Raw genomic sequence first — 22,457 nt, 5'->3', positions numbered from 1 at the left:
CTGTGAACTCAGGCGCGCCCGCTCTCGGCGCGACTGATCATCACTACTATCCTACGATGGATTCGCCGCACAGGTTTTCCGCCATGTGACCCGGATGAAGGGTGGCTTCATTCCATCGACTTGGCTTGTGGTTGCAGGTCGTGATTTAACACCGGCTATGCGCTCTTTGATTTTACCTGCTGTCGCGGTTTCCCTTGTCCTTTCCGGCTGTAACGCGGGCGCCTCCGCGCGCGGAGGAGCCGAGCAGGTCGGAGCCGGACTGGGCGACGCCGTCACCGCGCCGCTGGAAGACCTGAACCTGCGACGCGATGAAATCCCGACCATTCTGCTGCAGGCGGAAGCTAATCCCTACGACCTGCGCAACCTGAATAACTGCCGCACGATCGGGGCCGAGATCGCCCGTCTGGACGAGGCCTTGGGGCCTGACACGGACGCGCCGCCGTCGCAGGACGGTTCCTACATGAGTGAGCGGGCCGCCGATGCGGCGGCGGGGGCGACGCTTGATGCTGTTCGCGGGACGGTGACCGACTTCATCCCTGCCCGCAGCTGGGTGCGACGCCTGACCGGCGCCGATGCGCACAGCAAGCACGTCCAGTCGGCGATTCAGGCCGGCCTGCGTCGCCGCTCCTTCCTGAAGGGCGTGGGAATGCAGCGAAACTGTGCGCCTCCGGCGGCCCCGGCCGGCTTCGTTCCACGTCGAGGCTAGGCTTTCAGGTGCCGCGCGCGAAAGTCGCGGCGGAACTGTTCGAACATGCCCTCGGCGATGGCCGCGCGCATGGCGGCCGTCAGCGCCTGGAAGAAGGCGATGTTGTGCCAGCTTAGCAGAATCTTGCCGAGGATCTCGTCGGCGCGGATCAGGTGATGCAGGTAAGCCTTTGAATAGTCCTGCGACGCGGGGCAGGGGACCTCTGCATCCAGCGGGTCCTGATCCTCGGCGAAGCGGGCGTTCTTGAGGTTCAGCGGGCCGTCCCAGGTCCAGGCCTGGCCGTGACGCCCGGCGCGCGTGGGCAGGACGCAGTCGAACATGTCCACGCCGCGATAGACCGCCTCGACCAGGTCGATCGGCTTGCCGACGCCCATCAGATAGCGCGGCCGGTCCTTGGGTAGAAACTCGGGCGCATAATCCAGCACCTCGCACATGGCGTCATGGCCTTCGCCGACGGCCAGACCGCCGATGGCGTAGCCGTCGAAGCCGATCTCCTGCAGGCGTTCCGAGGACTCGCGGCGCAGGTTTTCAAACGTCGAGCCCTGCTGGATGCCGAACAGGGCTTGAGCATCCCGCGTCCCGAAGGCGGTCTTGGAGCGCTGGGCCCAGCGCGCCGACAGCTCCATGCCCTCTCGGGCGCGCTTTTCCTCGGCGGGCCAGGCGACGCATTCATCCAACTGCATGACGATGTCGGCGCCCAGACGGTCGGCCTGAATCTGAATCGAGCGTTCGGGCGTCAGGACGTGTTTGGAGCCGTCGATGTGGCTGGAAAAGGTGACGGCTTCCTCGGTCAGCTTGGAAATGCCCGACAGGCTCATGACCTGGAAGCCGCCGGAGTCCGTCAGGATCGGCTTGTCCCAGCGCATGAAGTTATGCAGGCCGCCCAGACGCTCCATCCGCTCCGGCCCCGGCCGCAGCATCAGGTGATAGGTATTGCCCAGAATGATGTCCGCGCCGGTCTGTTTGACCTGATCCAATGTCATGGCCTTGACCGTGGCGGCGGTGCCGACGGGCATGAAGGCGGGAGTACGGATGTCGCCGCGCGTGGTCTTCAGTACGCCGGTGCGGGCCCGACCTTCGGTGGCGGAAATTTCAAACGGGAAAGGCATAGACGTTCCTTGCAGCGGAGCCGCGTCTTAGGCCCTCTGTTTCTGAACCGCCAGTCAGCGCAGCAGCGTCGCCAGCCGCTCTGCCCGTTGTAGATCCTTGGGGCGGCCGAACAGGCGGCATTTCTCGATCTGTTCGGCGACGGTGGGAACATAGAGCGTCCCGCCGTCCAGGGTGATCGGCTGGCGCGTGGTGAAGATGACCGGCGTCCAGTCGGCGCCGGCGCGCACATCCATCTGCGCCATGACCTCGATCGGGACGGGCGTGGTCAGGATCTGACCGAAGACCTGAGAGCGGAACAGGCCCTCGCCGGGGTCTTCGACCGCTTCGCCGTGCAGGGTTTCGATCAGGCGTCGGGCGTCGCGCGGGCTGGTCATGACATCGACGTCCGGCACATGCCATTCCGACAGGCCCGACAGCGCCATGCCTGCGCCCCCGAACACCCACCAGGGATCCTGAAGCTCACTGGCCGCCGAGGCCAGAATGTCGAAGGTGGCGGCCAGATTTTCGGGCAGATCGTCGCTCATGTCTGTCTTTTAAGCTGTTTTCGCCTTCGGCAGGAAGTGCCTGACCCCCATGACCACCAAGGCGCCGAGCGCTGACATGGCGGCATTGATGCACAGGCCGAAGACCAACAGGAAGATGAGCACGCCGATGGCGCCAAGCGCTGACGTCGCTGGGGCGCCGTTCATGTGAAACAGGCCGGGTGATAGAAACGCCAGCAGGACGCCAAGGATGGAGAAAGCGATCTGAAAGGCTGCGGCGACGCCGAACGTCACGGTGAACAGGCCCCCGAACGAGGCCGTCTTCAGATAGTGCATGGTCGTCCCCCTGCTGCGCTACTGTCTGAACAGCAGGCTTCCGTCGCCATAAGAATAGAAGCGGTAACCATTGTCGATGGCGTGGGCGTATGCGGCCTTCATCGTCTCCAGTCCGGCGAAGGCGCTGACCAGCATGAACAGCGTCGATTTCGGCAGGTGGAAGTTGGTCATCAGCACGTCGCAGGCGCGGAAGCGATAGCCCGGCGTGATGAAGATGGCCGTGTCGCCGTGGAAGGGCTGGATCACGCCGTTCTCGCTGGCAGCGCTCTCCAGCAGGCGAAGCGAGGTGGTGCCGACGCAGACGATGCGCCCGCCCGCCGCGCGCACGGCGTTCAGGGCGGCGGCGGTCTCGGCTGAGACCTCGCCCCACTCGGAGTGCATCCTGTGATCGGCGGTGTCGTCCGCCTTGACCGGCAGGAAGGTGCCCGCCCCGACGTGCAGGGTCACGGCATGGGTCGTCACGCCGCGCGCCCGGATGGCGTCCAGCAGGGCGGGGGTGAAGTGCAGACCCGCCGTCGGCGCCGCGACCGAGCCGTCATGCTCGGCGAAGACGGTCTGATAGTCCTTCAGATCCTGGTCGTCCTCGGCTCGCTTGGCCGCGATATAGGGGGGCAAAGGCATGACCCCGACCTCGCGGATGGCGTCGTCCAGCACAGGACCGGCCAGATCGAAGCGCAGGGTGACGAGGCCGTCCTCGCCCTTGGCGGTGATCTCGGCGTCGACCTGCCCCAGGAAGCAGGCGTTGTCTTCCTCGCGCCCGAAGCGCACCCGGTCGCCGACCTTCAGCCGTTTGCCGGGCTTCATGAAGGCGCTCCAGACATCGGGCGCGTCGCGGTGGTGCAGGGTGGCCTCAACCGGCACGGACAGGAGCTCGCCTTCCGGTCCGGTGCGATGGCGCACGCCCGACAGACGGGCCGGGATCACGCGAGTATCGTTGAAGACCAGGGCGTCGCCAAGTTGCAGGAAATCGGGCAGGTCACGGATCATCCGGTCCTGAAGCTTGCCGCCCTTAACGATCAGCAGGCGCGCCGAGTCGCGCGGATCGGCGGGGCGCAGGGCGATGCACGCCTCGGGCAGGTCGAAGTCGAAATCGGATGTCCGCATGGGGCGGGGAATGCTCACGCCCCGCCTTTGCGGTCAAGCGAGGCCCGGCGGAAAGTCGACTGGCGAAAACCGTCCCAGCCGCTATGTCAGGCGCAGCCAATGGGAGTTTGAGTGCATGACCGACCGCTATCTGGACGACCTGACCGTCGGCGAGAGCTGGGACAGCGAACCCTTCACCATGACCGAAGCCGAGATCATCGCCTTCGCGACGGAGTTCGACCCGCAACCCATGCACATCGACAAGGCTGCGGCCGAGGCAGGTCGTTTCGGCGGCCTGATCGCCAGCGGCTGGCACGTCTGCTCGCGCGTGATGCGCCAGTTCGTGGATGAAGCCTATTTCGGCCAGACGCCGCTGCTGGGCATGAACGTCGACGCCCTGTGGTGGGTGCGGCCCGTGCGTCCCGGCGACACCCTGACGGTGCGCCGCGAGATCATCGAGATCCGCCCGTCCAAGAGCCAGCCGGACCGCGGCGTCGTGCGCACCAAGACGACGGTGACCAATCAGGACGGCGATCTGGCCATGAGCTTCGAGAACCAGATGCAACTGCCGAGGAACGCCGAAGCGCGTCTTTAAACTCCTCCGATCAGACGCGGCTGTCCCAGTTGACGGACAAGAGGAGTCCACATCGTGGCGATATGGCTGCCGCCATAGACCACGAGGACGCGACCATGCGTGCCCAGCCGTGACCGGATCAGATCCAACAGGTGCTGGTCCCTGATCCTCATGTGCAGCTTGTTTTCTCTTTGGACGGGGCCTGGATAGTCGGGGTCATGGCTCTCAAGCCAGTTGGGATCGGTGTTCAAGTCAAGGCCGGTGCGGTCGCGATACCAGGCGCGAAAGGCGCTGATGCTAGTGTCAGGTTGGGGCGTCAGGCCGCGCGCGGTCCATTTCGCCCAGCGTTCAAAAACCGAGTCGAAACGCGGATCGTCGGGGCCGGTGATGTCGCCCTCCCGTCGGCTTTGCTCAAGAGGGCCGAAAAGAGAGGCATAAAAGGCGTCTTGAGGGTCGCTGCCCGCCACCAGAAGGGCGGTGTAGATGTCCTGATCGGATGGCTCGCCGCCCCACAAGGGGATACTGCGTTCGATGGCCAGTTGCGCCGTATACAGGGCTTCGCCAGCCGAGGCAGGATTTGCTGAGGCCTTGAGACGGCGGGCTTCCAGCACGATAGGGCGTGGCCACTCGCCTTGCGCCGTTTCTATGCCTTCGATGATGACGGCGCGGGGCTGAACGGCATCAAAGGCGGTTCGCACCAGGGCGAAGGTCGGGTGATCGGCGTTGATGGAATGTCTCGCCGCCACAAAACCCAACGCCCGCTCGCCGCGCTCAAATATCGCCAGGAAGGGGGGCTGGCGAGGCAGGCGAGCCTGAAGCGCCAGACTGAATTCCGAGACGCCCTCGGGTGACGATTGAGCGGTCGTGCATCCGACGACGGAAAGACCGCCGAGCAGCGCCGATCTACGGTTCAGCTTGATCATGGTGCAGGATGAACACGGCGTTCGGGTCATGTCCACTTAATGACCGTCAGGCAAGACGGTGCGGCTCTGATCGCCCCGCCGCTGTTGACCCCGGGCCTTCAAGGCGTCAAAGCCCGGTGCATGCTACAGAACCTCGAAACCCTGTCCCGTGAGGCCCGTTCGTGGCCGTTTGAGCAAGCGCGCAACCTGCTGGCCCACGTGCTCAAAAAACGGCTGTCTGACGCGGAGCGCGATGCGGCCAAGCTGCTGATCGACGCGGGCAAGACGGACGAGGCTCTGGCCACCTTCGAGGCGCTGAACCGGCCGGTGATCCTGGAGACGGGTTACGGCCCGTCGGGCCTGCCGCACATGGGCACCTTCGGCGAGGTGGCGCGCACGACCATGGTGCGCAACGCGTTCCGCGCCCTGACCGGCGATCACTGGGCTACGCGCCTGATCGCCTTCAGCGACGACATGGACGGCCTGCGCAAGGTGCCCGAGGGCATCCCCAACCCTGAGATGCTGCGCGAAGACCTGCATCTGCCGCTGACCAAGGTGCGCGATCCGTTCGGCACCCACGACAGCTTCGGCGCGCACAACAACGCCCGCCTGCGCGCCTTCCTCGACAGCTTCGGCTTCGATTATGAGTTCATGTCCTCGACCGAGACCTATCGGTCGGGCCGGTTCGACGCGGCCCTGCTGACCTTGCTGGAGCGTTTCGACAAGGTCATGGGCATCATGTTGCCGACCCTGGGCGAAGAGCGTCGGGCGACCTATTCGCCCTTCCTGCCCATCAGCCCGATCACCGGCCACGTGCTGCAGGTGCCGACGCTGGAACGCAACGTCGAGAAGGGCACGATCGTCTTTGTCGACCCCGCCAAGGGCGAGGATGGCGGCCGCACCGAGGTTCCTGTCACCGGCGGTCATGTGAAGCTGCAGTGGAAGCCCGACTGGGCCATGCGCTGGACCGCGCTGGACGTCGACTATGAGATGTCGGGCAAGGACCTGATCGAGAGCGTGCGCGAGTCGTCCAAGCTGTGCCGCGCCATCGGCGGCGTTCCGCCGGAAGGCTTTAACTATGAGCTTTTCCTCGACATCGAAGGGAAGAAGATCTCCAAGTCCAAGGGCAACGGCCTGACGATGGAGGAGTGGCTGCGCTACGGCACGCCCGAGAGCCTCAGCTGGTACATGTTCCAGTCGCCGAAGTCGGCCAAGAGCCTGCACTTCAACGTCATTCCGCGCGCGACGGACGACTATCTGTCCTTCATCGAACAGTACAAGACGCAGGAACCGGCCAAGCGGATGGACAACGCCGTGTGGCACATCCACTCGGGGAACCCGCCTGAGAGCGCCTCGCCGGTGTCGTTCGCCCTGTTGCTGAATCTGGTGGGCGTGGCCAACGCCTCGACCAAGGAGCAGCTGTGGGCCTATTTCGCCAAATATCTGCCTGACGCCACGCCGGATAACGAGCCCGTGCTGGATCGGCTGATGGGCTATGCGCTGAACTACTACGAGGACTTTGTGAAGCCCTCGAAGACCTATCGTCTGCCCGACGACAAGGAGAAGGCGGCGCTGCTGGATCTGGCCGAACGTCTCAAGGCCCTGCCGGCGGACACGACCGACGGCGAGATCATCCAGGGCGAGGTCTACGCCGTGGGCAAGGCGCATGAGTTCGAGCCGCTGCGGGCCTGGTTCCAGGCGCTGTACGAGGTGCTGCTGGGGGCATCCCAGGGGCCGCGCTTCGGGTCGTTCGCGGCCATCTATGGCCTGCCGCAGACGATCGCCCTGCTTGAAGCTGGTGCAAACGGCGAACTGGCCGCCTGACCCTGACCGTTATCCCGGCCGAAGCCGTAAGGCGTAGAGCCGGGACCGCCCAAAGCTTGACGGCCGGTGTTTCCTGGTCCCGGATAACGGCTTCGCCGTTTCCGGGATGACGGCGGGGGCGCCAACGGGCCTCAAGTAGCCCGAAGGGCGGTAGGCCCCCTAAACATGAACACAACATAACGGCGAGGCGGGGGGAGCCTTCAGCTTCGCCGATGTATTCTCTCTTCATCGACAACTCGATGACAGGAGAGACAGATGTCGAAGATGTTCAAGGCGGGTCTGGCCGCCACCGCCATGTTCGCCGCCCTGGGTTCCGCCGCCGTGCCGATGAGCGCCGCCGCCATGCCGCAGGCCAACGGCGTCACCAACTGCGACGCCCCCGGCGGTCGCCAGCAGGCGGGCGCCGCGATCGGCGCCGTTTTGGGCGGCCTGGCCGGCAGCCAGGTTTCCAAGAATGAGCGAGCGCTTGGCGCGGTGGTCGGCGCTGGCGCCGGCGCTGCGGCGGGCTCCTATATCGGCTGTAACCAGCAACGTGCGCGGTCGGCCAATCAGGCGGGCGCCAACTCCTACCGCGCGACCTCCAATCTGCGCATTCGCACGGGCCCGGGCGCCAACTATCGCCAGACCGGCAGCCTGTCGGCCGGTCAGCCCTTCACCGCCATCGGCTCGCAGGGCGAGTGGGTCCAGATCGCCGGCGGCGGTTGGGTGAACGCCCACTACGTCGCGCCGAACTGATCGATTTTCTCCCCCGCATCGATCAGAGCGAAGGCCGTCCCGAAAGGGGCGGCCTTTGTGCTTTATTGGCTGACCCAAAGGATACGCGCCATCCAGAGGAGCTGATCGCGCGCAATGGTGCGCGGCGGATACTCGGGGTTGATGGAGGCCAGGACGATGTCTCGCACGCCGAGCGCGGCGGCCTCTTTCGCCAGTGTTTCGCCGCTTCGGGTGCGCAAGGCCACGCGATCGCCCCGCCGAATGTCCGTGGCGTCCAGATCGACAATCACCCGGTCGCCGGGGCGATACAGGGGCGCCATCGAGTCGCCCTCGATCCGCAGACTGAACAGGCTGTCCTTCCGCGTCGGCAGATCCGTCTGCTCCCAGCCTTCAGCCAAGGGCAGGCCCGCGTCGTCGAAGAAGCCTTGGTCGCCTGCGCGCGCCAGGCCGAGCAGGGGGATGGGCAGGGTGCGCAGCCCGGCGTCGTCTGCCAGATCCGCGAACTCGCCCAGGCTGAGGCCCGTCGATTGCAATACGCGCATCAGGCTTTCGGTGGAGGGCCATCTCGGCCGCGTAGGCGCGCCGGGGCCAAACCGCTTTGATGGGTTGAAGCTGGTGGGGTCCAGTCCTGCACGGCGCGCCAGTCCGGAGGCCGACAGGCCCTCACGGCGCGCCAGCGCATCAATCGCGTTCCATATCTGCGTGTGTGACAGGGGCATGTGCAACCCTATCATGCCAGGCTGAGTATAGGAATATTAGCCTATTCGGTATCCTGGCCGACGGCCCGACGCTCCTGCCAAGCCAAAAAGGCGCCGACGGCGATTGCGATCATGATGCCGTAGGCCGTCATGTTCAGTACGGTGTAGAAGGCGGAAACCGTCGGCTTCATCTTCATGAAAACCATGACGTGGCTGGCGACGGTCAATAATTGAAGCGCACTGGCCCAGACGGGCCAGGAACGAGGCGACTTCCACACCAGTGCGACGAAAACGCCCAGAACAACCAGGTCAATCACGAACATCGGCCACTGGACGCCAGCATAGCCGATGTAGTTCTGGGTCAGGATCGATAAAAACCACGCCAGAAGCATCGTCGCAGCGCCGATCCTCTCGGGTTTCCCGCCCTTGGCGAGCGCGAACAGCCCTATGGCGAGCATAATCGTCATGCCGATGTACTCGGACATGAAGCTGAACATGAAAAACCCCCTCCGCCGTGAGCGAAGGGGGTATCATGTCACCGAAGCGCGGGAAACGCATCCAGCACTATGGCTTGGTTAGATTAAATTCACGCAACCCGCAGGTGGCCCATCGGGCGGTCGTCCCACTCGTCGGGCTTGGCCACGGGGCCGGCGGCGTAGACGCCGTAGCCCATGCGGCGATGGTCTTTGGCCATTTCGTTGTGGCTGGCGACGATGGCTTCGCGCGCGGCGCTGAGGGCGGCGATGGCTTCCATCGCCTTGGCTTGCGAAACCGTTCCCGCAACAGCGGACACGTTGAGCGCGGAACGGGCGCCGATCATCGACTGCACGAGGGCGGTCGCTTGCACGATCGCGTCGTCGATCGCCTTTTCAGCAGAGTGCAGATCGCCGGCGACGGCGGCGATGACTTCGTTGCGTTGCATAGCTTACCCCTCATCTAATGAACGATGGGCAATAGTTAACACGCGTTAACGACCTTCGGTAGTGTTTTGTTTACCATTTTTTACGTTGCAGGAGAGGCGCCGCCGAGATTCGGCTTCAGCCTGAGGTGGCTTCATCCAGCAGGAAGTGAGCGGTTAGACTGGCGATCGGCTGGGCATGGTTTTCCTGCCAGGCTTCGGCGATGACATAGGCCACCCGGCGTCCAGCGCGGTTGATGCGGGCGCGGGCGTATACGTCCACCGGCTTGCCGGACCGAAGATAGGCCACCGTCACATTGATCGGGCGCGGCAGGCGCAGGCCGGGATAGGTGAGGGCGACCTGAGCCATAGCCGTCATCTCCAGCAGGGCGGCCGTAGAACCGCCATGTAGGGCGGGCAGTAGCGGGTTGCCGATCAGCCTGTCGTCAAACGGCATGGTGACGGTGATTTCATCACCGTTCACCTGTGTCTGGAGGCCGAGAAAGCGGGCGTAGGGCAGGGTGTCCAGCAGGGCGGCGGTCATGCGGCGTCCTTGGCTCTACGGGGTTTCAGATTGGCGCCGGTGCGGCTGTCGCCTTCGGCGCTGACCATATAGGCGGACTGGGCGGCCGCGACGGGGTCGGCAGGATCATCCTCGAACGCCCAGGCCCGCACGAAAGCCAGATTGCGCGTCAGGCGATAGCATCGAGCCTCGGCCAGCAGGTCGCGCCCCGGCTGGGCGGCGCGCATGTAATCGACCCTGAGGTCCAGCGTCGCAATGGGGCGGAACGCATCCAAGGCTACCCAGACCGCCAGGCCGCCCGCATGATCCAGCAGGGTGGTGACCAGGCCACCCGCCAGCACGCCCGTCTCGGGGTCGCCGACGAGATCGTCGCGATAGGGCACGCGCATCCGCACCCGATCACCCTCCAGCCCTTCATAGGCAAAGCCCAGGGCGTGGGTATGGGCGGCGCCTGAGGCCAGTTGCGGCAGCAGGGTGGTAAGGAACGATTCCGTCATCAAGGCGTCCTTTGTGAGCGTCGCCTTTGGTCGCCCGCCCGAGGTTGTCTTGTCCAGCCACACTGTGAACCGATGATGCGTCCTCAGGATCTTTTGCGGCCTACGCCGGCAGGTCTCTATTGCCCGCCCGGAGATTTCTATGTCGATCCGATGCGTCCGGTGGACCGGGCCGTGATCACGCATGGGCATTCGGACCATGCGCGCGCCGGACATGGGTCCGTGCTGGCGACGCCTGAGACCCTGGCGATCATGGCGGTTCGGTACGGCGTGGATTTCGCAGGGCGGACGCAGGCGGCGGGCTATGGCGAAACGACATCCGTCGGAGGCGTCGAGGTGCGACTGATCCCGGCCGGACATGTTCTGGGTTCGGCGCAGGCGGTCGTCAGTCAGAGCGGCCTGATCATGACGGTATCAGGCGACTATAAACGCCGCCGCGATCCGACCTGCGCTCCGTTTGAGGCGGCGCCTTGCCATGTCTTCATTTCAGAGGCGACGTTTGGCCTTCCGGTCTTCGTTCATCCGCCGGACACAGAAGAGATTCAGCGGCTTGTGTCGTCTCTGGCGCAGTTTCCCGAGCGGGCGCACCTGGTCGGCGCCTATGCGCTGGGCAAGGCGCAGCGCATCATACGACTGTTGCGTGAAGCGGATTGGGAACGGCCCATCTATGTCCACGGCGCGCTGGAGCGGCTGAACGACCTTTATCAGGCGTCAGGCGTCCCGCTAGGCCCGCTGGCGCCTGCAACGGGGCTGAAGGCCGGAGCCTTGGGCGGCGAGGTGGTCATTGCGCCGCCGTCGGCCATTCAGGATCGCTGGGCGCGCAGGTTCGCCGAGCCGATCGCGGCGTTTGCATCGGGCTGGATGGGCGTTCGCGCCCGCGCCCGCCAGCGCGGCGTCGAACTGCCGCTGGTGATTTCCGACCATGCCGACTGGCCAGAACTGACGCGGACGTTCGAAGAGATCGCGCCGGAAGAAGTCTGGATCACGCACGGCAGAGAGGAGGGCCTGCTGCGCTGGTGCGAACTGAAGGGGATGCGGGCGCGCGCCTTGCGTCTTGTCGGCTATGACGACGAAGGCGAAGGCGAGCAGAACGTGCTGGAGGACGCCGGCTGAACCGGCATCAGGCGGCGCCGCGATCCTTGCGGGCGACGTTCTGCTCGGCGGGATCAAGGGCCGTGTTCATCGCCAGGCGCAGTCGTTCAGGCTTGATGGGTTTTTCGACCACGGCCGCCATTCCTGCCGCCAGATAGCCCTTGGCATCGTCCGGATCGGCGTTGGCGGTGAGGGCGATGATGGGGATCTGGCTGGCGGGCCCTGCCAGGGCGCGGATTGCGCGCGTGGCGCCGACGCCGTCCAGGCGGGGCATCTTGATGTCCATCAGAATCAGATCGAACGGCCGTGTCTGCACGGCTTCGACAGCTTCCTGGCCGTCCTCGACGGTTTCCGAGGTGCAGCCGAACATCTCGCACAGGGCCTGGGCCACGACGCGGTTGGTCGCATTGTCGTCGGCGATGAGAATGTGCGGCTGGGCCTGCAGGTGCAGATGCTCCAGGTCCGCGATGTTGGATGGCGTTTCCTGCTCCATCAAGGCGATGGGAGCTTCGATTTCAAAGGCGAAGGTCGCGCCCCGACCGGCGTTGTGCTCCGCGCGCAGCTTGCCCGCCATGTATTGAACCAGACGGCGGCTGACCATCAGTCCCAGGTCGCCGTCCTGTTCGGCCGCGTCGTCGAACCGGGCCGGGTCGGCCGCGCCATCGTCGCGGACGCGGGCCTCGATCACCACCTGATCGCCTCGAGCCTGAGCCTTCAGGCTGGCTTCGACCATGCCGTGACGCGCATTGCCCAGGGCGGCGCCGATCAGGTTGTTGAACACCTGCTTCAGGCGCTCGGCGTCCAGCATGGCCGCCAGTTCGGTGTCGCCCTCATACCCGACCATCAGGGTCACGCCATCCTGGGCGGCGCGCGGAGACCAATGGGTCTGAAGCTGGTCCATCAGGGTGCGTAGCGGCGTAGGCGCCGGAGACAACTGCAGCTCTCCCGCCTCGGCACGAGCCAGATCCAGCGCGTCGTGCAGGTCGCCCAAGAGGTCTTCGGCCGATTCCATGATGGTGCGAGCGTGCGCCTTGGCCGCTTCATTCAGCGGCTGTCGATACAGGAGTTCCGCGACAGCCAGCACGCCGTTCATGGAGGTGCTCAGCTCGCGATTGAGCAGGCCCATGAAGCGGCTCTTCTCACGGGCGGCGGTCTGCATGGCGTGATCGGCGTCAACGGCGGCGCGGGCCTGTTCTGCCAGACGCTGGTTTTCATGCCTCTGCTGTTCGTTGACGGCGCGCAGCAGGGCCACGGCCGTACCGACGCCGCGATAGGCGCCGTTGCGGGTTACGATAAAGCCGCGCATCAGCGCGCCGGGACCGCTTTTCAGGATGATGTCGGCGAAGGCGTCGATGCGAACGCCCGCCTCGACCACCGCCGGTTCCGGGTCCATCAGGTGAGAGACCTCGCGCCCGCCGTACAGGCTGACGCCCAGCGGACCGGCCAGCTTCATCAGGAAGTCGCTGCGTTCGATCAGGCCGACCGGGCGGTCGCCGTCCACGACAGCTATCGCCAGGGTATCCGGCTCCCGCTCGAAACGCGCAAAGACCTCTCCTGTCTTGGCAGAAGGGGGGACGGGCTCCGCCCTGTCGGTCAGCACTTCGATGGTCGGCATTCGGCCGGACTCCTACTAAGGCGATTTTACATTCGCTCATGATTGTTTGCTGAACCGTTAAGCCTGGCCCGTAAAATTACGGGGACCGGTTTGTTTTGCGGCGCGGGCGGGTCTGGTCTATGGTTCTTGACCACCCATCTTCCTGATCCTGGAACGTCTTCTGGATGCGCGCGGCCGACCGGCCGACCGCAGGTTTGTCATGAGCGAAATCGACCCCCACCCCACAACCTCCGCCCTGGTTCTCTTTTCCGGAGGGCAGGACAGCGCCACCTGTCTGGCCTGGGCGCTGGAGCGGTTTGATCGGGTGGAGACGGTCGGTTTCGACTATGGCCAGCGCCATGCGGTTGAGATGCAGGCGCGCCAGGCGGTGCGACGCGAGGTGATCAAGGCTCTGCCGCAATGGGCGGACAGACTGGGCGATGATCATGTGGTCGATCTGACGGGCTTCGGCGCCATCGGCGAGACGGCCATGACCACCGAGCGCGCCATTGAGGCCGACGCGCGCGGCCTGCCCAACACCTTCGTTCCGGGACGCAATCTGATCTTTCTGGTCGCGGCGGCGGCGCTGGCCGACCGACGCGGGCTGGAAGTATTGATCGGCGGCATGTGCGAGACGGACTATTCGGGCTATCCGGATTGTCGCAACGACACCATTCAGGCCACGGCCCGCGCCCTGTCCCTGGGGCTGGACAAGTCGGTACCGGTTGAGACGCCGCTGATGTTCCTGACCAAGGCGCAGACGTGGGAACTGGCCGAGCGGATCGGCGGCCGCGTTCTGGTCGAGGCGATCATCGAGTTCAGCCACACCTGCTATCTGGGCGACCGGACGCAGCGTCACGCCTGGGGTTATGGCTGCGGAGCCTGCCCAGCCTGCGAACTGCGCGCGGCGGGCTATGCCGAATGGGCTGCTGCATGACCTATTCGGCCAAGGAAGTCTTCCTGACAGTGCAGGGCGAGGGCGGGCAGGCGGGCCGCCCGGCGGTCTTCCTGCGCTTCGCCGGATGCAATCTGTGGAGCGGGCTGGAGCGGGATCGCGCTGCCGCCGTCTGCACCTTCTGCGACACCGATTTCGTCGGCGTGGACGGCGATGGCGGCGGCAAGTTCAAGAGCGCTGACCTGATGGCCGATCATGTCGCAGGGATGTGGCGCGGTCGCGAGGGCGACCCCAAGCTGGTGGTCTGCACCGGCGGCGAGCCTTTGATGCAGTTGGACGCGCCGCTGATCGACGCCCTGCACGCGCGGGGGTTCCAGATCGCCATCGAAAGCAACGGCACGTTGGCGGCGCCGGAGGGGATCGACTGGATCTGCATCAGCCCCAAGGCCGACGCCTCCGTGGTTCAGACCACGGGTCAGGAACTGAAGCTGGTCTTCCCTCAGCTTCTGGCCATGCCTGACCGTTTCGAGCACCTCGATTTCGAGCATTTCTGGCTTCAGCCGATGGATGGACCAGACCAGGCCGCCAACACGGCGGCCGCCATTGAATACTGTCTGACCCATCCGAAATGGCGGCTCAGCGTTCAGACACACAAATATATCGGGGTGCGGTAGGCCCTCAGCAGTGCTTGCCGCGCTTCTGTCTCTGTTCGCAGCGGCGTTGTTCACGCTCCCATGCGCGCTGTTCGCGTTCGCGCTTGGCCCTGGTTTCCTCATCCGATGTGGTGACGGCGTCGAAGCCCGCGCCCACGGCGGCTCCCGTCACCTTGGCCGCGCCGCCGACCACAGCGGCCCCTGCGCCGACGACGGCGCCCGCGACGCAGCCCTGAAGCATCAGGGCGGCGGTCAGGCAGAAGGCGAGGATGGGCAGGGGCTTGATCATCATGGTAGCAGTCTGCCTACGCGGGCCGCGCATGTCAGCGTGTAAAAAAGAGAGACCCCGGAGATCGCTCTTCGGGGTCTCTTGCCAGGGGCCCTCCGCTTACCAGCTCCAGGCGTCGCGGACGACTTCGATGATGTAGCCGTCGTATTCGTCGATCAGATAGATCGCATTGTCGACATAGACCCACCGCGTGCCCGGAGGCGGATAGCCCAGGCCATAGGTGCGCCAGTCATTCACCTGATAGCGCCAGAAGACATCCGGCAGGTACTGACCGACGTAATACTGCCGGTTCCAATAGGTGCGCGGCACGCTGTAGTAGCCGTAGCCCGGTGCGAAATAGAAGCCGACGCGCACGCCGCTCCAGCCCCGGAAGCGAGAGTCGTTTCGCCACCAGTCGCTGCGATGACGACGGTCCCAGTCACGGCGCCACTGGTCCCGGTTCCAGCGATTGTGGAACTCGCGATAGTCCCGGTCTCTGTTCCAGCCGGGACGATCCGGCCGGTGTGGACGGTTGGCGTCGGGGCGGCCGGGCCGGTTCCAGTCCGAACGAGTCGGCCGGTTGGTGTCTGGACGATTCGGGCGGTTCCAATCCGGACGGTCCGGACGATTTGCGCCGGGACGATCGGGACGATTGGGGCGATCTGGCCTGTCGGGGCGTTGAGGGCGATCGGGGCGGTCAGGCCGATCGGGGCGCCCAGGCTGGTTCGGTTGATTCCAGTCGGGACGGTTAGGCCGGTCCGGGCGATCGGGACGCTGTCCTTCTGGACGATCCGGGCGGTTGGGTCGTTGGTGATCGGGGCGCTCGCCGCCAGGGCGCTGCGGACGCTGGGCGTCCGGCCGCGCTTCAGGTCGAGGTTGGTTCGGACGCGGCTGATCGGGACGGGACTGATTGGGACGAGGCTGGGCGTTCTGGCGCGGCGCTTCCTGGCGCTCTCGCGGCCTTATGGCCATGTCGCCGCGATCAGGTTGCGGCGCAGCGCGTCGTTCAGAGCGGCGTGGGCCGTCCTCGCGGGTCTGGGCGCGTTGAGGCCGTTCCTGGGCCAGGGCCGACAGAGGTGCTGCGGCGGGCACGAGGAAGGCGGAAACCGCCGCGAACATGAGAAGAGAACGTTTCATGGTCAGAATCCTCGCACGCCCAGATTGGGCGGCTTGATCGGAAAATAGACGCCGGGGCATGAACTGCGGCTGAACGAAGATCGCAGAGCGTTGTCATGAAAAAGCCCCGCAAGACAGACGCTTGCGGGGCCAGTCGACTGCACGAGCGCAGGTTTAATAGACGTTGTTCATCACGCTGGCGATCAGGCCGGTGGCGACCGCGATCATCAGGATGTCATTGCCGGCGTGGACGTAGCGGTAACCGCGCGGCGCCGGACGCAGGCCATAGAAATAGGGGTCGCTGACATAGTAGCTGCGATACGCTGGCGGCAGGTATCCGCCCGTGCGCCAGCGATAACCGTAATAACGCGGCTCGACCCGATAATAGCCGTGGCCCGGCGCATACCAATAGCCGTTGCGCGCGCCGCGATAATCGCGGAATTCGGGGCGTCCGCGCCACCAGTTGCGGTTGTCGCGGCTCCAGCGGTCCTGGCGGCGCTGATCCTGACGCCAGTCGCGATGATCCGAGCGGCGATCCTGGCGCCAGTCCCGGCGGTCGTCGCGGCGATCCTGACGCCAGTCGCGACGGTCGTCACGACGGTCCTGCCGCCACTCACGGCGATCATGACGATCCTGGGCCTGCGCCATCATGGGAGCGGCCGTGGTCGCCAGCGCCAGGGCGATGACGGCGGCCTTGGTCAGGCGGTTCATGTTAAACTCCATGCAAAGCGGCGAAACCCTGTCTGGGCCTAACTTCGGCGTCGGCGAATGAACGGCGTCTGAACCGGCCTGTCAGCCTCGCGTCTGCAAGGGCGGGCGCGTTAACGCTAATTTCAAACCGCGGGTATTTGAATGCGTGTCCGAGAGCGGCGCAGAACGTGCTTCTCAGGAGGAACCTAGCGATGAACGCCCATGATACGGCGCGCGAACAGACCGACTACGCGCCCTTGCCCCTGCCCACGCCGGATATGGACGGCGATGCGCTGTTCCGGTTGGGCCTGGCCTATTCGTCCGGCCTGGACGGATGTCCGATCGATCGGGTGTCGGCCCATATGATCTTCAACCTGGCGGCCATGAAGGGTTCGCTCGAGGCGAAAGGGTATCGCCGCGATCTCAGCCAGGAGATGGAGCACGACGAGATCGCTGAGGCCCAGCGCGCCGCGCGTCGCTGGATCGACGCCGGTTCATCGTCTCTGGCGGCCTGATTTCAAGCGGACCGAGACGGCTTCGGCGTCTGGACCGGGCGGCGACGGCGGGGTATGCACCCGGCAAGTTCTCCGTCCGAAGGATTCCGTCCATGCTCGCTCGCATCTATCGCCCGGCCAAGACCGCGATGCAGTCCGGCAAGGCCAAGACGCGCGACTGGCGCCTGGAGTTCGAGCCCGCCTCGGCTCGCACGATCGACCCGCTGATGGGCTGGACCAGCTCGACCGACATGAACGGCCAGGTCCGCCTGAGCTTCGACACCAAGGAAGAGGCGATCGAATACGCCGAACGCCACGGCATCGCCTTCCGCCTGCATGAGCCGAACGAGGCGCCGGTCATCATCAAGGCCTACGCCGACAACTTCGCAACTGATCGCAAACAGTCCTGGACCCACTAAGGTCCGCGGCCCCTGGCGCCCATAGCTCAACCGGATAGAGCACCTGCCTTCTAAGCAGGGGGTTGCAGGTTCGAGTCCTGCTGGGCGCGCCACGCCGCCAATCCACGCGTCAGATCGGCGATCAGATCGGCGGGATCCTCCAACCCTATATGCAGGCGCAATAACTGGCCGGGCAGGTCGGGCGCGTGCTGCCGATAGGCTAACTGCGGGGTTTCGTGGGTGATCAGGCTCTCGAAGCCTCCCCAGGAATAGCCCATGCCGAACAGGCTGAGGGCGCGCATGAAGGCGTGGGCCGCCGCCTTGTCGCCGCCCTTCATGACGACGCCCATCAAGGACGCTGCGCCGTCGAAATCCCGGCGCCAAAGCGCGTGCCCGACTGAGCCGGGCAGGGGCGGGTACAGGACGCGGGCCACCTCGGGCTGGTCCTGAAGCCATTCGGCGACGCGCAGGGCGGCGCGCGCCTGGGCCTCATAGCGCAGCGGCAGGGTGCGCAGCCCGCGCAGCGCCAGCCAGGCGTCGTCTGGCGAGACGTGCCAGCCCATGTCCTCGATGACGATATTGATGGCCCGGATGATCTCAGGCGCCTGCGCCGCCACGCCGCCCATCAGCAGGTCGGAATGGCCTCCCGCATATTTCGTCAGGGCCTGAACGCTGACATCCACGCCGTGGGCCAGCGGGCGGAAGGCCAGACCGGCCGCCCAGGTGTTGTCCATCACCGTCAGCACGCCACGCGCCCTGCAGGCCGCCGCTACGGCTGGCACGTCCATCATGTCGAAGGTGAGAGAGCCGGGCGCTTCGATCAGCAACACCCGCGTGCGCTCATTTGCCTGATCCATCACTTCCTCGACAGACGCCCCGGCCGGGTGAAAGCGCGCGGCGACGCCTCTGTCGGCCATGTGGCGCGTCAGAAACCGCCGTGTGGGGCCATAGACGGCTTCGGTCGTCAGCACTTCGTCGCCGGGGCGAAGAAGGGCTGTGAGAGGCAGGGTGACGGCCGCCAGGCCGGACGGAACCAGAAAGACCTCGCTCGCCCCCTCCAGATCGGCCAGGGCCGCCCGCAGTTCACGCGCCGCGCTGGTCCCGTCCAGCCCATAGACGGGACCGTCTCTGGGATCCTGCATCGCCGCCGGGTCGTCGCTCAGCATGGTGGAGGCGCGTTCAATCGGCGGATTGACGGGACGGCGACCCAGACCGCGTCGCGTGGCGCCGGCGACCAGTCGCGTGCGGTCCGATAGCTTCGGCATATGACCTCCGGCGGATTGTGCTCCAGGCGTCAGAGTGGCGGTCGCCGACGCGCCGGGCAAGATTTCACCAGCCAGGAAAATGCTCTTTGGGCCTGGGCGAGGTCGCTCAGAAGTCTCAAGCCCGCTTTCGTTGTCGTTCGCGCGACAGTTGACCTTAGGCGGATGCAGGCGGGGCAGCAGTTTAAGATTGATTCTGATAATCGTTCGCACTAAAGGCGAGGACTCTTTCAAACAGGGTGCCGCCTATGCGTTCGTTATTGATGTTTTCCGCCGGACTTGCCGCCCTCGGGGCCGCCCTGCCGGCCAGCGCCGAGGGCGCGTTTGAGATCGACCTGAATCAACCGGTGCGGGTGGCTCCGGTCACGGTTGTCGGCACTCGCACCGAACGGCGCATCGACGAAGTCCCAGCCAGCATCAGCGTGATCACCGCCAAGGATATTGAGAACAACCTAGTAACGGACATCAAGGACCTGATCCGGTTCGAGCCGGGCGTCAGCGTTCCGACCAGCCCCGCCCGCTTCTCGGCCGCCCTGTCGGGCGCCGGTCGTGACGGCAATTCAGGCTTCACCATTCGCGGCATGGGCGGCAACCGCGTCTTGATCGTCCAGGACGGCGTGCGGGTGCCGGACGGCTTCGCCTTCGGCGCCCAGGCGGTCGGGCGGGGCGGCTATAATGACCTGGATCTGGTCAAGTCGGTCGAGATCCTGCGCGGTCCGGCTTCGGCTCTGTATGGCTCGGATGGCATCGCCGGGGCGGTCAGCTTCACCTCGAAGGACCCGACCGACTTCATCGAGGCGGGCCGCAGCTTCGGCGCCCGTGCGCGGGTCGGCTACAACTCCGCTGATGAGGGCTGGACCGAAGGCCTGGCCCTGGCCGGGCGCAGCGGCGCCCTTTCGGGTCTGCTGGCCTACACCCGCCGTGACGCACAAGAGACCGAGAACATGGCTGAGACCGGCGGCGTCGGCGCGGCCCGCACCCAGCCCAACCCTCAGGACTTCGCCTCCGACGCCGTGTTGGCCAAGCTGGTCTGGGATGTGAATGACCATCACACCCTGCGCCTGACCTACGACCATTTCGACCAGGACATGGAGGGCGAGGCGCTCAGCAGCTATTCCGCTTCCGTCACCGGCCTGAGCGCCCAGGACGAGACGCAGCGAGACCGCGTCAGCCTTGACTGGCGTTTCGACGACTTCCTGGGCCTCGATTCCGGCTCCGCCGCCGTCTTCTGGCAGGATGCCACGACGCGCCAGTTCACCTATGAGCAGCGCCCGACGCTGGGCGATCGCACCCGCGACGTGACCTTCGACAACGCCGTCTGGGGCCTGGCGGCGCAGGGTTCCAAGAGCTTCGGCGGCGAGGCTGTTCGTCACCGGGTCACCTTCGGCGCCGACTGGTCGCGCACCACCCAGGAAGGCATCCGCGACGGTACGGTCCCGCCGATGGGCGAGCCTTTCCCCGCCCGGCCTTTCCCCAAGACCGAGTTCGACTTGGCGGGCCTGTTCATCCAGGACGAGATCGATCTGCTGGGCGGCCGCCTCAGCATCATCCCGGCCCTGCGCTACGACTGGTATGAGCTGACGCCGCAGGCCGACGCCCTGTTCCCGGCCCCGGCCGAGGGGCAGAGCGACAGCCATCTGTCGCCCAAGATCGGCGCCATCTACTGGGCCGACGATCATTTCGGCGTCTTCGCCAACTACGCCCAGGGCTTCAAGGCGCCCTCGCCGATGCAGGTGAACAACTTCTTCGCCAACCCGGTGTTCGGCTATGAGTCCATTCCGAACCCGGACCTGAAGCCCGAAACCAGCGAGAGCATCGAGGGCGGCTTCCGCTTCCGCAATCTGGAGGCCTTCGGCGGCGCCCTTTCGCTGCAGGCCACGGCCTTCCGCACGGAGTACGACGACTTCATTAATCAGGTCGTGGTGAGCGGGACCGGCGTGCCGGGCGTCGATCCGCTGATCTATCAGTACGTCAATCTGACCAAGGTCGAGATCTGGGGCCTGGAAGCGCGCGGCGACATTCATTGGGACAACGGCTTCTCGACCATCGTCGCCGCCTCTTTCGCCGATGGCGAACAGGAGACGGAAGGCAAGCGCGGCGCCCTGACCAGCGTGGATCCGATCAAACTGGTCGGCGGGCTGAACTACGCCGCTCCCTCGGGCGTCTGGGGCGGAAGCGCCACGGTCACCTGGTCGGACAGGAAGTCGAACCATGAATGCGGCGGCGGTCTGTGCTGGCCGGGCGAGCGCTTCACCCTGCTGGACGTCACCGCCTTCTGGAACGTGACCGAACGGGCCACTCTGCGCGCCGGTGCCTTCAACGTCTTTGACGAGAAATACGCCTGGTGGAGCGACGTGCGCGGCCTGAACAGCCCGGCCGTCGGCGCCCGACCGGCGACGCTGGACGCCTTTACCCAGCCCGGCCGCAACTTCGGCGTGTCTCTGAGCGTGCGCCTGTGAGCTCGACCATGCCCCGGAAGCGCCAGCTGAAACCCCGTCCTTCGCAAACCAATGGAGCAGCCCCCATGCGCGCAATCTTGATAGCGGCCGCCCTTCTGACCGGCGCCCCGGCCGTCCAGGCGTTGCCCGCCTCGACGACGGCGACAGGCCAGACCCAGGCGCCCGCCAGCGCCTTTGAACAGGACCGGCAGGCCATCCTGGCCCAGGTCGGCGATTATCGCGTGCGTTTCGACATGCGCGAGACGGTCGGCCTGCAGGCGGACTATCAGCCGCTCGAGCCCAAGCGGTCCGGCGGCACCGAGATCGTGCGTGTCGTCTACGACACCGGCGATCGCATCAGCCTTCAGCACATCCTGGTCATGTATCACGAGGGCCAGACCATACTGGTCAAACACTGGCGTCAGGACTGGGCCCATCAGCCCGAGACCGTGCTGACCTACGCTGGACCGGACCAGTGGACCCTGACTCCTGTGTCGGCCGAAGAGCGTCGCGGCGCCTGGTCCCAGACTGTCTGGCAAACGGACGATTCGCCTCGCTACGGGGGCGTGGGACGTTGGAGCTACGACAATGGCATGACCGTGTGGACGTCCGGCCCGACCTGGCGGCCGCTGGCCCGTCGCGACGCCGTGCGCAACCCGGTCTATGACCGTTATCTTGGGACCAATCGCCACGTTATCCGTCCGGGCGGCTGGGTCCACATTCAGGACAACGTCAAGATGACGGGGCGTAACGGCGGTGTTCCTCAGGCCGTGGTTCAGGAAGACGTGGTTAACACCTACGACGCCTCGACGGCCTTCGAGCCCAAGCCCGGCGACGACTATTGGGCCGCGACCAAAGACTACTGGGCTGAGGTCCGCGCCGCATGGGACGCCGTGATCGCACGTGAGGGAGGCGTCCATGTTCAGGAGGTCGCCGAAACCGGCGCCGTCACCAGCGCCCCTCTGATGGATCTGGCGGACCAGATCAACGCCGGGACATTGACCCCCCCGGCTGCTGTAGAGCGCGCCCGCGCCCTGATCGCTGACGCAACCCGGCGCTGAACGGTCAGACGCCCCTCGCATCCCTGTGAATGGCGAGGGGCGTCTCTTATTATCCGAGAGGCCCGTCGTAAGGGCCCGCACCACGCTTTGAGACGGGAAGGGCCCTGGCAGTGATCGCCAGGGCCCTTCTTTTTAGTTCTCGCTTCGCGTCA

26 protein-coding genes and 1 tRNA gene are annotated in these 22,457 nt (G+C 65.6%); 12 read left to right on the top strand and 15 right to left on the bottom strand.

What is annotated here, in order from left to right; genetic code table 11:
* Nucleotides 1-157 precede the first annotated feature (157 nt).
* Nucleotides 158-706 (top strand): hypothetical protein, encoded by a 549-nt coding sequence (locus H556_RS0102330; protein ID WP_024352909.1) that lies wholly within the window; start codon nucleotides 158-160, stop codon nucleotides 704-706.
* Here H556_RS0102330 and tgt read toward each other — a convergent pair.
* The 4 genes from tgt to queA are packed head-to-tail and all read right to left on the bottom strand — an operon-like array spanning nucleotide 703 to nucleotide 3,738.
* Nucleotides 703-1,815: a tRNA guanosine(34) transglycosylase Tgt gene (tgt, locus tag H556_RS0102325; protein WP_024352908.1), complete on the bottom strand. Its 1,113-nt coding sequence runs from the start codon at nucleotides 1,813-1,815 to the stop codon at nucleotides 703-705. The genes H556_RS0102330 and tgt overlap by 4 nt on opposite strands.
* Before the next feature lie 54 nt (nucleotides 1,816-1,869).
* Nucleotides 1,870-2,340 carry a hypothetical protein gene (locus H556_RS0102320; RefSeq protein ID WP_024352907.1) on the bottom strand — a complete coding sequence of 157 codons (471 nt, stop codon included), beginning with the start codon at nucleotides 2,338-2,340 and terminating at the stop codon, nucleotides 1,870-1,872.
* Between the two features lie 9 nt (nucleotides 2,341-2,349).
* Nucleotides 2,350-2,634 (bottom strand): hypothetical protein, encoded by a 285-nt coding sequence (locus tag H556_RS0102315; protein WP_024352906.1) that lies wholly within the window; start codon nucleotides 2,632-2,634, stop codon nucleotides 2,350-2,352.
* Between the two features lie 18 nt (nucleotides 2,635-2,652).
* The gene (queA, locus tag H556_RS0102310) at nucleotides 2,653-3,738 is read right to left on the bottom strand and encodes a tRNA preQ1(34) S-adenosylmethionine ribosyltransferase-isomerase QueA (RefSeq protein ID WP_024352905.1); all 1,086 of its coding nucleotides are present in this window, start codon (nucleotides 3,736-3,738) and stop codon (nucleotides 2,653-2,655) included.
* A 115-nt stretch (nucleotides 3,739-3,853) separates the two neighbouring features.
* On the opposite strand from queA, the gene H556_RS0102305 reads away from it, so the two are divergent.
* Nucleotides 3,854-4,312 (top strand): MaoC family dehydratase, encoded by a 459-nt coding sequence (locus H556_RS0102305; RefSeq protein WP_003164766.1) that lies wholly within the window; start codon nucleotides 3,854-3,856, stop codon nucleotides 4,310-4,312.
* Here H556_RS0102305 and H556_RS0102300 read toward each other — a convergent pair.
* Nucleotides 4,309-5,244: a hypothetical protein gene (locus H556_RS0102300; protein ID WP_155802399.1), complete on the bottom strand. Its 936-nt coding sequence runs from the start codon at nucleotides 5,242-5,244 to the stop codon at nucleotides 4,309-4,311. The genes H556_RS0102305 and H556_RS0102300 overlap by 4 nt on opposite strands.
* Nucleotides 5,245-5,334: 90 nt before the next feature.
* Between H556_RS0102300 and H556_RS0102295 the strand changes: the two genes are divergently transcribed.
* Complete coding sequence (locus tag H556_RS0102295; protein ID WP_024352903.1) at nucleotides 5,335-7,017, top strand: lysine--tRNA ligase; 1,683 nt, start codon at nucleotides 5,335-5,337, stop codon at nucleotides 7,015-7,017.
* 255 nt (nucleotides 7,018-7,272) lie between these two features.
* Nucleotides 7,273-7,752 carry an SH3 domain-containing protein gene (locus H556_RS0102290; RefSeq protein ID WP_003168192.1) on the top strand — a complete coding sequence of 160 codons (480 nt, stop codon included), beginning with the start codon at nucleotides 7,273-7,275 and terminating at the stop codon, nucleotides 7,750-7,752.
* Between the two features lie 62 nt (nucleotides 7,753-7,814).
* Here the strand turns inward: H556_RS0102290 and H556_RS0102285 are convergent, their stop codons facing one another.
* From H556_RS0102285 to H556_RS0102265, 5 genes are all read right to left on the bottom strand, one after another.
* Nucleotides 7,815-8,450 (bottom strand): S24 family peptidase, encoded by a 636-nt coding sequence (locus tag H556_RS0102285; RefSeq protein WP_024352902.1) that lies wholly within the window; start codon nucleotides 8,448-8,450, stop codon nucleotides 7,815-7,817.
* A 41-nt stretch (nucleotides 8,451-8,491) separates the two neighbouring features.
* Nucleotides 8,492-8,926, bottom strand: coding sequence for a hypothetical protein (locus H556_RS0102280; protein ID WP_024352901.1), 435 nt, complete (start codon nucleotides 8,924-8,926; stop codon nucleotides 8,492-8,494).
* 89 nt (nucleotides 8,927-9,015) lie between these two features.
* Complete coding sequence (locus tag H556_RS0102275; RefSeq protein WP_003168195.1) at nucleotides 9,016-9,351, bottom strand: hypothetical protein; 336 nt, start codon at nucleotides 9,349-9,351, stop codon at nucleotides 9,016-9,018.
* A gap of 115 nt (nucleotides 9,352-9,466) precedes the next feature.
* Nucleotides 9,467-9,871 carry a PaaI family thioesterase gene (locus H556_RS0102270; RefSeq protein WP_024352900.1) on the bottom strand — a complete coding sequence of 135 codons (405 nt, stop codon included), beginning with the start codon at nucleotides 9,869-9,871 and terminating at the stop codon, nucleotides 9,467-9,469.
* A complete protein-coding gene (locus tag H556_RS0102265; RefSeq protein WP_024352899.1) occupies nucleotides 9,868-10,347 on the bottom strand; it encodes a PaaI family thioesterase in 480 nt (159 codons plus the stop codon). The genes H556_RS0102270 and H556_RS0102265 overlap by 4 nt, the downstream gene beginning before the upstream one ends.
* Before the next feature lie 72 nt (nucleotides 10,348-10,419).
* Here H556_RS0102265 and H556_RS0102260 point away from each other — a divergent pair, with 72 nt between their 5' ends.
* Nucleotides 10,420-11,457 carry a ligase-associated DNA damage response exonuclease gene (locus tag H556_RS0102260; protein ID WP_024352898.1) on the top strand — a complete coding sequence of 346 codons (1,038 nt, stop codon included), beginning with the start codon at nucleotides 10,420-10,422 and terminating at the stop codon, nucleotides 11,455-11,457.
* Between the two features lie 7 nt (nucleotides 11,458-11,464).
* On the opposite strand, the gene H556_RS0102255 is transcribed toward H556_RS0102260, so the two are convergent.
* The gene (locus H556_RS0102255; protein ID WP_024352897.1) at nucleotides 11,465-13,051 is read right to left on the bottom strand and encodes a response regulator; all 1,587 of its coding nucleotides are present in this window, start codon (nucleotides 13,049-13,051) and stop codon (nucleotides 11,465-11,467) included.
* Between the two features lie 199 nt (nucleotides 13,052-13,250).
* Here H556_RS0102255 and queC point away from each other — a divergent pair, with 199 nt between their 5' ends.
* Entirely contained in the window at nucleotides 13,251-13,967 is a 717-nt protein-coding gene (gene queC / locus H556_RS0102250; RefSeq protein ID WP_029673141.1) for a 7-cyano-7-deazaguanine synthase QueC, read from the top strand.
* Entirely contained in the window at nucleotides 13,964-14,599 is a 636-nt protein-coding gene (queE, locus tag H556_RS0102245) for a 7-carboxy-7-deazaguanine synthase (protein ID WP_024352895.1), read from the top strand. Before queC ends, queE begins: the two co-directional genes overlap by 4 nt.
* Nucleotides 14,600-14,603: 4 nt before the next feature.
* On the opposite strand, the gene H556_RS0102240 is transcribed toward queE, so the two are convergent.
* The 3 genes from H556_RS0102240 to H556_RS0102225 form a co-directional block, all read right to left on the bottom strand.
* Nucleotides 14,604-14,870 (bottom strand): hypothetical protein, encoded by a 267-nt coding sequence (locus H556_RS0102240; RefSeq protein ID WP_024352894.1) that lies wholly within the window; start codon nucleotides 14,868-14,870, stop codon nucleotides 14,604-14,606.
* A 96-nt stretch (nucleotides 14,871-14,966) separates the two neighbouring features.
* Complete coding sequence (locus H556_RS16585) at nucleotides 14,967-15,983, bottom strand: RcnB family protein (protein WP_245559397.1); 1,017 nt, start codon at nucleotides 15,981-15,983, stop codon at nucleotides 14,967-14,969.
* A gap of 153 nt (nucleotides 15,984-16,136) precedes the next feature.
* Nucleotides 16,137-16,673, bottom strand: coding sequence for an RcnB family protein (locus H556_RS0102225; RefSeq protein WP_024352891.1), 537 nt, complete (start codon nucleotides 16,671-16,673; stop codon nucleotides 16,137-16,139).
* 191 nt (nucleotides 16,674-16,864) lie between these two features.
* Between H556_RS0102225 and H556_RS0102220 the strand changes: the two genes are divergently transcribed.
* The 3 genes from H556_RS0102220 (at nucleotide 16,865) to H556_RS0102210 (ending at nucleotide 17,657) form a co-directional block, all read left to right on the top strand.
* Nucleotides 16,865-17,167, top strand: a complete 303-nt coding sequence (locus tag H556_RS0102220) for a hypothetical protein (protein ID WP_003168207.1) — start codon at nucleotides 16,865-16,867, stop codon at nucleotides 17,165-17,167.
* Nucleotides 17,168-17,259: 92 nt separating this feature from the next.
* Nucleotides 17,260-17,565 carry an ETC complex I subunit gene (locus H556_RS0102215; protein WP_024352890.1) on the top strand — a complete coding sequence of 102 codons (306 nt, stop codon included), beginning with the start codon at nucleotides 17,260-17,262 and terminating at the stop codon, nucleotides 17,563-17,565.
* A 15-nt stretch (nucleotides 17,566-17,580) separates the two neighbouring features.
* A tRNA-Arg gene (locus H556_RS0102210) sits at nucleotides 17,581-17,657 on the top strand.
* Here the strand turns inward: H556_RS0102210 and metC are convergent.
* Nucleotides 17,616-18,809 carry a cystathionine beta-lyase gene (gene metC / locus H556_RS15980; protein WP_081650910.1) on the bottom strand — a complete coding sequence of 398 codons (1,194 nt, stop codon included), beginning with the start codon at nucleotides 18,807-18,809 and terminating at the stop codon, nucleotides 17,616-17,618. The genes H556_RS0102210 and metC overlap by 42 nt on opposite strands.
* A 245-nt stretch (nucleotides 18,810-19,054) precedes the next feature.
* Here metC and H556_RS0102195 point away from each other — a divergent pair, with 245 nt between their 5' ends.
* Nucleotides 19,055-21,265, top strand: a complete 2,211-nt coding sequence (locus H556_RS0102195; RefSeq protein ID WP_024352888.1) for a TonB-dependent hemoglobin/transferrin/lactoferrin family receptor — start codon at nucleotides 19,055-19,057, stop codon at nucleotides 21,263-21,265.
* A gap of 65 nt (nucleotides 21,266-21,330) precedes the next feature.
* A complete protein-coding gene (locus H556_RS0102190; RefSeq protein ID WP_024352887.1) occupies nucleotides 21,331-22,305 on the top strand; it encodes a DUF6607 family protein in 975 nt (324 codons plus the stop codon).
* Nucleotides 22,306-22,457 lie beyond the last annotated feature (152 nt).

This window comes from Brevundimonas naejangsanensis DSM 23858, assembly GCF_000421705.1.
GTDB lineage: Bacteria > Pseudomonadota > Alphaproteobacteria > Caulobacterales > Caulobacteraceae > Brevundimonas > Brevundimonas naejangsanensis.
The sequence above is the reverse complement of the archived record's forward strand: the minus strand, read 5'-3'. Positions and strand labels throughout refer to the sequence as shown.